The organism is Lactococcus ileimucosae (assembly GCF_943193185.1).
GTDB lineage: Bacteria > Bacillota > Bacilli > Lactobacillales > Streptococcaceae > Lactococcus > Lactococcus ileimucosae.
This window is the reverse complement of sequence record NZ_CALPDE010000022.1, coordinates 20,790-31,464: the sequence shown is the minus strand read 5'-3', so window position 1 is coordinate 31,464 and position 10,675 is coordinate 20,790. Positions and strand designations below refer to the sequence as shown.

Below are 10,675 nucleotides of genomic sequence, written 5' to 3'. Positions count from 1 at the left end.
TTACTTTCTGAGTCTATAGTATAAAAAAAAAAGGTCAAATGAAATGAGTGTTTGATGAGAAAAGGGTGCTTGGTTTGGTTTGGGGCTTTGCTTGGTCTTTTCTGCTGAACCAAGGAAAGTATGAGAAAAGAAGCCCCGACTGGAGCTTCTTGACTTTATGTTATTGACAGTTATCGGTCTTTTTATTTGCGGCGACTATAGTTCGCAACGTCTGCTTGGATATTTTCGATAAATTGATCCAAACTGATGACTTCTGTGTCGTTTGAACCGTAACGGCGGATGTTTACTGTACCGTCTGCCAGCTCTTGGTCACCGACAACGATTTGATAAGGGACTTTACGTGTTTGGGCCTGACGAATCTTATAACCCATTTTTTCATTAGATTCATCAACAACGATACGCAAACCTTTTTCTTGGAGACGTTTTTTGATTTCCCATGCGTAATCCGCATGAATTTCATTGTTTACTGGAATGATGATGGCTTGAGTAGGTGCGAGCCAAGTTGGGAAGGCACCTTTATAAAGTTCGATCAGGTAAGCTGTGAAGCGCTCCAAAGTTGAAATTACACCACGGTGAATCATGACTGGACGGTGTTTTTCACCATCTGCACCAACATATGTGATGTCAAAGTTTTCAGGGTTAAGGAAGTCCAGCTGGATAGTTGAAAGTGTTTCTTCATTACCCAAAGCTGTCTTAACTTGGATGTCTAGTTTTGGACCGTAGAAGGCTGCTTCGCCTTCTGCTTCAACGTAGTCAAGATTCATGTCATCCATTGTCGCTTTGAGCATACGTTGTGATTTTTCCCACATTGCATCGTCTGGGAAGTATTTTTCTGTATCTTCTGGATCACGGTATGACAGACGGAAGCTGTAATCATCGATACCAAAGTCACGGTACATTTCCATAATCAATTCAAGAATTTTACCAAATTCTTCTTGAATCTGGTCTGGTGTGACAAATGTATGCCCGTCGTTCAACTGCATGACACGTACACGTTGAAGGCCTGAAAGGGCGCCTGATTTTTCATAACGGTGCATTGTTCCAAACTCTGCGATACGGATAGGTAACTCGCGGTAGCTGTGTACATGATGCTTGTAGATAGCGATGTGTGATGGGCAGTTCATTGGACGAAGTTCCATTTGTTCGCCGTCACCCATATCCATTGGTGGGAACATGTCTTCATGATAGTGCTGCCAGTGCCCAGATTGTTTGTAGATGTCCAAGTTCATCAGGTTCGGTGTATGTACATGCAAGTAACCTGCGGCAATCTCACGGTCTTCAACAAAGCGCTGGATAATACGGCGAATAGTTGCACCGTCAGGAAGCCAGTAAGCTGTACCCGCACCTAATGATGCTTCATTGAAGAAAAGATCCAATTCGCGGCCGAGTTTACGGTGGTCACGTTCTTTCGCTTCCTCACGCATTTTCAAGTTTTCTTCTAGGTCTTCTTTAGTAAACCATGCTGTACCGTAAACACGTTGCATCATCGCGTTGTCACTATTGCCACGCCAGTAAGCGCCGGCTACGTTAAGTAGTTTAAAGTATTTGATGAAACCTGTTGATGGCACATGTGGACCACGGCAAAGGTCAGTATATTCACCTTGGCTATAAATAGTCAAACCGCCTTCATCGCCGTTATGCTCTTCAATAAGTTCAAGCTTATAAGGGTCCTTCGCAAAGATTTCTTTTGCTTCTTCTTTAGTGACCTCTCTACGAATAGAAGGGAAGTTTTCTTTTGAAATGCGGTGCATCTCTTCTTCGATCTTTTCCAAATCCTCGTTAGAAATTTGTCCTTCTTCGTTATCTGTATCATAGTAAAAGCCATTTTCAATAGCTGGACCTACGCCAAGATGGATATTGGGAAAATGACGGCGTGCCGCTTGGGCAAAGAGGTGAGCTGCTGAGTGGCGAAGCAAGTCAAAAGCATCTTCATGCTCTGGTGTCACGATTTCAAAAGTTGCATCTTCTTCGATCGGACGAGTTACATCAATAAGCTTGCCGTTGACTTTACCAGCCAAGGCTTTTTTTGCCAAGCCAGGCGAGATTGATTTTGCAATTTCAAGTGTTGAGATGCCTGCCTCAAATTCTTTAACAGCACCATCAGGGAAAGTAATTTTAACCATATAAGCCTCCTATTTTTTGTTAACATTAGTTAATTTTTGCGATGAGACTCGAAGAAAATAAAAAACGCAGACCAGCTTCCTCATATAAAGGACGCCGGCTGCGTGTTACCACCTTCTTAATTTTCTAGGCACAAAAGGCCCTAAAAATTGTCTCATCTTTGACGCAACGTGTCAGCGACGCTCCCCGTTCGCAGGGAGTAGAAATAGAGTGGTATCTTTAACAATCACAATGCGAGTTTGCACCAACCACTCGCTCTCTTGAAAAGAATTGACTAAAGATGTGTCTCTAATGATTATTTTATGTCTTTCTTTATCTTTTGTCAAGTCTTTTTATGCAATTTTTTGATTTTTTAGAAAAATATATTTACTTTTTCTCCACAATTTCTTTTACAAGTTCAGCAAAAGCCACGTCGTCATTAAAAGGTGAGAGATAGATATATTTTTCACCCCCATTTTCCAAGAAGTATGTCCTGTTTTCTTCCTCCAGTTCTTCAAGAGTTTCTAGGCAATCCACTACAAATCCAGGCGCAACAATAAGAACTTTTTTCACACCCTGCTCTGGTAATTTTTTCAGGGTGTCGTCTGTTGCGGGTGTTAACCACTCTGCCGGACCAAATTTCGATTGGTAGGTTTGATAATGTGGAAAATCACCAAGTTCCTCCATAATCAAGCGTGTCGTTTCCGTACATTCTTCTGGGTAATTATCTCCAGCAGTCACATAAGAAAGTGGAATGCCATGATAAGAAAAAATAAGGGCTTCGATGTCAGTTTCTTTTGCTAGAGCATCTCTTATCTTGTCCGCAAAATATTTAATATAGAGCAGTTCACGGTAGAAGGAACGAATAAATCTTAAATCAACAATATTGTCTTTTTTCAAAAAGTAGTTCATGACAGTGTCAAAGACTGAACCTACTGTCGTTCCTGAATATTGCGGATACATGGGGAGAACAGTTAGCTCTTCTACACCTTTATTCAAAAGATTCTCCAGACTGGTTTCAATGCTGGGTGCGCTGTAAGACATCCCCATAGCCACTTCAACATCGGGACAAAGTTCCTGAAGATTTTTTTCTTGGGCTGCTGTATAGGTAAGCAGCGGGAACTCCCCCTCTTGAACAATCTTCTCATAAAGACGCGCTGATTTTCGCGGTCGAGTATTGAGGATAATACCGTGTAAGAGGGGTTGCCAGACCAAGGGATGTGTCTTGATGACACGTCTGTCAGACAAAAATTTCTTCAGATATTTTCTTAGTGCTCGAGGGGATGTGTTCTCGGGGGTCCCAAGATTGACTAAGAGGAGGCCTCTTTTTTTCATGCTATATATTTCTCCTGTATTTTCTAAATTTCAACAAACAATACAATCATTCTATTTTCTATTTTACCTGAATTTCACACGTTCGTCATTAATGGTGTAGAAAGACTGGAATCTCAACAGCACTCAAGTAAAAGAGTGAGAAATAGAAAAATGCTCAACCACAGCATTATTATGCATATGATTAAGCATTTTTTCATTTTTAAAACTTCCTTCAGTAAAGCTCTGCATTGGAAACTAAAGTTTTCCGCTGACCTATGCTTCACTTTTTTAAGCTAAGACTGATTATTTTTTGTTCTTTTTACGTAAAACAACTGCACTGACTAGAGCTGCCAGCCCTGCAATTCCAAGACCGAGACCGACCATATCCCCCGTACTTGGTAATTCTGCTCTGATTTTTTGGATAGTTTCAAACTCCCCCTCGTCTTCTTGCTTAGTTTCATCCTCAAAAGACTTATCTTCTTCTGAAGGATAGCCCTTGTCCTGCTCATTGACCTCTCCTGCATCACCTGCTTCAGTGTCTGGACGATTGTTTTTCTCCCCTGTGCCGTCGTTATCTGGTCGACCATTTTCTCCTCCTGGTCCCCCATTATCAGACTGAGGCGGTGCTTCTCCTAAAGTTACGACAGTGGCACCTGCAATTATCTCTCCCTCGTAGCGATTATGATGTTCCGCTTGGCGAGCAAAGAGGAAATATTCTGTGCCGGGCAATAAATCTGTGAAAAGAGTGGATTGCTGCCAAGCAGCTGCATCCAAATCTTCAGGATTTTCTGTTCTTGAAATGGCGTATTCAACCTGATAAGGTCCTGGATCAAAGTCAGCCGCTGCTGCAAATAGATCGCCCACTCCTGTAAGTTCTGTACCAGCTGCATTAAAGGCAAGCGGTTCAAAGACAAGGGGCATACCTTCTAGGAAAAAGTCGTGCATCATGATTTGAGAGTGGAAAAGCTCAATCTCCGTCTTCTCCACACGTGCCGCTTGCGGTCTAGTAACCGGGAAACCTTGTGCCTTTGTGATACGACCAATCGTTTCAACATTGTCAGCAAAGACATATTCATAGTTACGGTTAACATTTCCGTCCGCATCACGCAGCTCAACAAGAACATCCGCTCTTTCGATAACATTACCTTGGGCATCAACAAAGATCAGCTCATCTTCGGCAACGTGAGGCTGACCATTAGCCAGACGCGACATTTGATCGACAAAAGTTATGGTTAAGTAGTGACCACCGATAGCATCCATAGGCTCACCTGTATCCACGTTTGTCCATTTTTCAGGTTTATCGAAACCAGCTTCAACGCCATATTCATAAGTTTTATCTTCTGCCGTGAAATAGTAATCATAGTTGAAGACCCGCTCTGCAATTTTTCGACCGTTAAAGCTCAGTCGAACAGGGTCAATGGCTTGGCTTTCAAACAATGGATTAACCGACTGTATTGGTCGAGGACTGAAGGATAAGAGCGCTTGTCGTGCTGGGAGGATAGAGTTTAACGCACTGCTTATTGAAGGCTGCAGCCAATAGTTACCCGAGTATTCTCCTGAAATACTCCACTCACCTGTTCCTAAAGCATGAACGGGCATGGCAGCAACATTCCCCTCGTCATCAAAGCGTACATTAGCATCATCAAACTGGGCTTGACCGGTCTGAATATTTACCCCAGACTTATCAACTGCTAAGATAGGCAAGCTTGGCATCGCATCGGCAGCAATTCTTGCTTCTGTTGTGCCATCGTAGCGACGTCTTTCGACTCGTCCTTGTGTCCATTGGATAACCATAGGAGTAATTTCTCCAGTCAGCAAATGTTCGCTCATCCAATCCTTAAAGTCACTGTGCAAGGACACATTGCGTGAATCCAGATAGAAGCCTTCTATGGTTACCTGCTTATCATTGCCTGCATGGCGATCCTCAAAGACAATCTCATAGTCTTCACCAAAGAGGATGGGAATAACGACCTCCGTGCCCACAATCTCAATCCCAAGCTCTGGAAAGAGCTTAATATTCTCTCCAGCATTGTCTGGATCAGGAATTTCTGGAACAGTCCAAGCTGTTTCACCATTATACTCCTTTCGGATAAGGGAATCGCCCACAAGAGAAATGGCGGCTTCATCAAGATGTGATTTGTTAAGTTCCCAAGGCGTGATTCGTCCCGTGAAAAGCAGTTCCTCAATCTCGCGCAAGCCAGCATCAGAAAGCTCAACGTTGGCAAGGTTAAGACCACCAACACTTGTGATAACCCCTTTGTCTGCAACATTTCCATTATTATAAGCAACATTCTCGTCTTGGAAGCGGACACTTAGATTTTCCAAGTGTTCAAGTGTTAATTTGATATCCTGCCCTTGTTCATTACGCAAGGCGAACTTTGGTTCATCATTCATATCCTCTATGAGGTCAATTTGGGCAGTGCCATTATATTGCCGTTCTATATAACCTGATTGGATATAAAGAATATTGTTTTTCATGTCGGATGTATTTTCTGGCATTGGCTGGACGTCTGTAATAGACACTGGCCAAATATTGGCTGAGGCAAAGTGAGGCTGTAGCATTTCTCCTGCCTCGCTATCGCTTCCAAAAGTGTAATTGGTTAATGGATGCTCATCTTCTTTATCTGGCTCTACCACCAGTTGCCAGTTATCATCTGAAACTACTGAAATATCTTCGCCCACCTCTGTCTGAGTAAACTGTGCGCCGCCCTGAGCCACGGTAATAATGTCCCAATCACGCGCCACAATAGCACTTTCGAGCACAGTCACTTCTGGATCCTCCACTCTTGAACCATCCTCTTCTGTATCAAGCAGACGAATTAATCTAGGGGTGTTAAAAATGTTGTGAACCTTATCAGTATCATCCCATTCCTTATCGGAAACTCGTCCTTCTGTCCAAGCAATACGGCGCGGTGTGATTTCTGCTTTTCGGAAAGCGCGAATATACTGTTCAATCTCCTCAACAATGTTTGCAACAGTCCTTTCTTCAAAAAAGTTAATTTTCTCATCAAAGACAATTCCGTTAAGAGCAAATTCAAGTTCTCTTGTACCCGCATTATGATTGGCAAAACGCAGTCCTTCTACACGGTAAGGCAATGTAATCTCATGACCACCTTCAAGGGCAATTATAGCTACAAAATCATTGTCTGAAATTTCAGTTTGTCCATCATACTCTCGGCTCTCCACGGTAAAGCCAGTCCCTATAATATCTTCCTTGACTATATTTACGGGGAGGATTGATGCGCTAGCATTTCCCAGTTCTGGTACAACATAGTTGCCCTCATGTCTTGGGTCTGCAAATTCGACGCTTAACCCTACAGCTTTAAACCAGTTAAAGGTATAGCTTCCTATCGCCGTATCAGGGAAGACAAGTTCAGATAAGAGATTTGAATCATGAGTAACCTCCACATGATTCGCTAAAATCTCATGTCCTACTTCTGATCTAACAAGTTCTGGCAAGCTAATCGTCCCTATAATATCAGTGCTAGAATTATAGGGGCGCGACGGGATACTTCCATTTTCCCAGCGCAAGATGCGTGGTGTGATTTCTGCTGCAAAGAGGCTGTTGAAGTCAAAATCCTCAGCTAGAACTTGATTTCCTCTAAACAGGGTCTCTAACTGTGCACGAACCTTATCGGTATTTCCGATAGTAAGACTACGCTCTCTACCCGCATCTGCTGAATCAAAGGTCAGTTCCCAGCCCTCAATGTTTAAAGGATCAGGATTTCGGGCCCTACCAAAGCTTGGTAATCTATTGAGGGGTCTATTGAATTGATCTTCCAAGAGTTTATTTGTATCATCAAAAATCTTAGTCGCAAATCCAGCTTGTGCACCTACTACATCTTGCCAAGAATTGATTTGCTTGACAGTGATTTCCCATTCGATATCAGGAGAGTTTATTAAGCGATAGTTGGTATGGTGTGTGCCACCAATATCCCAACCAGATAGAGCTGAAACTGCTGTCCCCACTTCACGGTTGTTCGTATGAACAAAGCCACCTTCAACTACTGTTATTCGATCGTTCATCTCACGCTCTAATAAGTCTTGCTTGTCATCAAGAACTGTACTTAAGGTTGGCAGCAGAAAATCGGATAATTCTGGTCTTATCGGTCTTCCCGTGTAGGTTCTGCTTGAGCTAATCAAAGAACCGTTTGTGAAATGAACATCTAATGGACGGATTGTTGCATCAGCGAAGCTCGGCTTTATAAGCGCTGTATAAAAGAAATTCGGCATTCCAAAAGCAGATTGGCCAAAAAGGTTATCAGGCAAGTCAAAAGCGGCAGTTCCCCCAGTTCTATCTGGATCTGGCACTATCTCATAGTTACGCGCAAGGTAACCACTGATTGTCCACCCCTCTGTTGCAACAACAGACTGTGCGATAACATCTCTTTGGTCATCACGGGCAACATTTCTAGACTGAAATTCAGCTGAACCATGGTTCAGTATAACTGCTTGATCGCCTTCTTTGTCTAAGTCATGAATGGCGAAATCGTCCCTGTCTCTTGCTGAGAAAAGTTGTGGCATTCCTGTATCTGTAAGCGTAGCTGACTTATTTCCATCATAATCCTTGTCTTTCACTTGACCCATGCCCCAGAAAATTTGACGTGGTGTAATTTGGCCAAGGAAAAGCTTATTGCGTAGATAATCCTGTAAGTCCTCAGAGAGTTCAACAGGTTGCGTTTCTCCTCCTTGACGTTGCAGGAGGATAGTTGACTCTTCCAAATAAACTTCCACATGATTGGCCGTGACACTATTGTCTTCAAAGCGAAGCACACCATCTTCAGAAAAGAGCAATTGATAAATATGTTCTTCTCCTTCATCAACCCCATTGATTGTGACAAAAATTGGGTCCAAACTTCCCTTATAGATAGCCGTCCTATCGTATTGACGAGACACCTTATTTCTCACAAAGGTAAGACGGTTGAAATCGTTAACCTCCAAAACTAAGGGACGGATGGTAGCAAGCTCAAACTGAGGCTGATCCATAATCTTATAGTTGAAATTACCACCACCGGCGTAGTCCTTACGATTGAGCATACGCTCATCAAAGTCAAGTCCCTCAATTTCCCAGTTTCCCGGTAAACTATTGGCAAAGCGGAGCCGCTCTGCCAAGGTGCCAAATTCAACTTCAATAATATTGTCATCACCAGCAACGAAGCCTTTTAATCGAGGGGGAACAATGCCCGATACGCGAGCAGTCCCATCATAGACCTTATCATCAACACGTCCTGCTATCCACGTTACTGGCTTAGGAGTGATTGTCGCTTCGTTAAAGAGACCGCCATTTTCCGCCATAGTCCGAATACTTTTTTCTATCTGCCTTCCGTAAGCCTCTATAAAATCACTCAGGTCTTCGGGATTAAGGATATCTCGTTCCCCACTTCTTATCTGTAAGTTCATACTAGAAGCCGTACGTAGATTAATTTTATGTGTCCCTACATTGACATGCTCAAACTCCAGATCGTTAGGGTTTATCACTAAGCTTGCTGTAGCAAAACGTAGCGTCCCTTCACCCGCAGGATTCGCCCCCATGATTCCAAACTCAATCCTATATCCCTCCTGTACACCTGAGACAGTATTCGTGTTATCAAACACCTTGTCTGGCACGTCTTGAAGATTTCCTAGAATCATTGGGGTAAAGCCTTCTTCTGCAAGAGTAATCTGCCCGTCATAGAGACCGTTTGAGTTCCCTGTAGGATTTTGGACAGCTGACTGTGTGAGAATGCTCTGAGTTAACTCTCTGAGCAACTCATCGCTAAGGTCGTATGAAAGCCCTGCAGCTGCTGCAAGTACAGCTTGATGAACTTCTTCAAAGCGATTATTTCCCGCCAGATGAACGAAGGAAGCCCAGAGACTTGCACGATCGTAACGTAAGATATCCACAGGCAGTTGTACTTCTAGAGAAGGAATAACAGGAGTATCTCCAGGTTTAGCCATTTGAATCTCAAAGCTAAGTGAGATGTGCTGAGCTATGGACTGTACCATACGCGTGCCATCAAAAGGACGCGCATGTACTCGACCACGATTAACCTGAATATTATGAATGGCCACAGGTATATTTTCCAAAACGTTTCCATTATAAAAGAGGCCTGTGCCAGTGAGGCTGTCACGGAGAGCTGCTGGGATCTCTACCCTATAGTACTGACCTACAGGAAGATTGTCTTGCGCATTGAGTGCATCTGCAATCTCCTGTTCAATCATGTTCCAACTCACATTCCCATAGTTGATTCGTGATGCCCCTACTTGTGTTACTCTTGCAAAAACAATGTCTGCTATTTTACTGGTAAAATCAAGATTTCCTCTAAACCCAAAGTCTGACAGGTCCAAGTGTGGCCAGTGCTCAACATCAGCTTCTGGTTCATCACCAACAAACTTGTCAGCAACCCTCCCCTGATGAATGTGCCTCTCTGTAAGAACTATAGGAACGAAAGGACTAGGACGTAAGAAAGCACCATCGAGACGGAAAGAGTTTTCATTATCTGGATCACCTATATAAACAGTGATATCACCAAAGGCTTCCTCCGTTATGCCTGTCAACCTTACAAAATGCGTGTCAGAACCCCAGTCCCTTTCGTATAGCACACTGTCTAAAAGGCTATCGCCGACACCCACTCTAAATTGCATCTTACGAATCTGACCCACTCCCAAGTTTTTGTCGTTAGAAAGTAGTGTTGTAAACTGAATGTCAACAGTAGTGCCATTTATCCATTGCACATTAAGTATTCTCGCATAAGGCCAGTCTTCTTTCCCCTCCCAGTTTACCGTCAAGGGGGTAATAGCAAGCTCTCCTGCACTTTGCCCCTCAGCAAAATTCGTTAAGCCTCCCTCAGAAAAACTCGGAGCTACAAATGTTTGAGGGGCTTCAAAAGCTGGGAGAGTTCTTGGTTCTTCCTGAGTATCTTCCTCTTTAAATTCTTCTTCCTCTTCGATTATTTCTTCTGCAGGCGTTTCTGGCAGCACAATGTCTGCGATTTCCTGTTCTGAAATCTCAACCATCTGTTCGATACCTAATGCATCTTCATTGTGGCGTCCCCGTACAAGCGTTGCAACTGGGGCGCCCTTAGAAACCACAAGAGGCAGCATAGCAGCAACAGTCCCCGCTTTTTTCAATCGAGCACGGCGTATCGCCTGCTTTCTTGCTTTAATTACTTTTCTTTCCGTCATGTATTGTTCTCCTAAAATTTATTTGCACTTGTTTCATCGCAGCTTCCAACACTCTTATCGCTATCAAACTCCACATATAGTAAGCGCTTACTTTGCA

At 43.3% G+C, this 10,675-nt stretch carries 3 protein-coding genes; all 3 read right to left on the bottom strand.

Features of this window, described 5'->3' with window-relative positions; translation table 11 throughout:
- Positions 1-182: 182 nt before the first annotated feature.
- On the bottom strand, positions 183-2,123 hold the full coding sequence (gene thrS / locus NFR51_RS09080; RefSeq protein ID WP_251713371.1) for a threonine--tRNA ligase: 1,941 nt from the start codon (positions 2,121-2,123) through the stop codon (positions 183-185).
- A 364-nt stretch (positions 2,124-2,487) separates the two neighbouring features.
- Complete coding sequence (gene hemH, locus NFR51_RS09075) at positions 2,488-3,435, bottom strand: ferrochelatase (protein ID WP_251713370.1); 948 nt, start codon at positions 3,433-3,435, stop codon at positions 2,488-2,490.
- 282 nt (positions 3,436-3,717) lie between these two features.
- Positions 3,718-10,578, bottom strand: a complete 6,861-nt coding sequence (locus NFR51_RS09070) for an LPXTG cell wall anchor domain-containing protein (protein ID WP_251713369.1) — start codon at positions 10,576-10,578, stop codon at positions 3,718-3,720.
- Positions 10,579-10,675 lie beyond the last annotated feature (97 nt).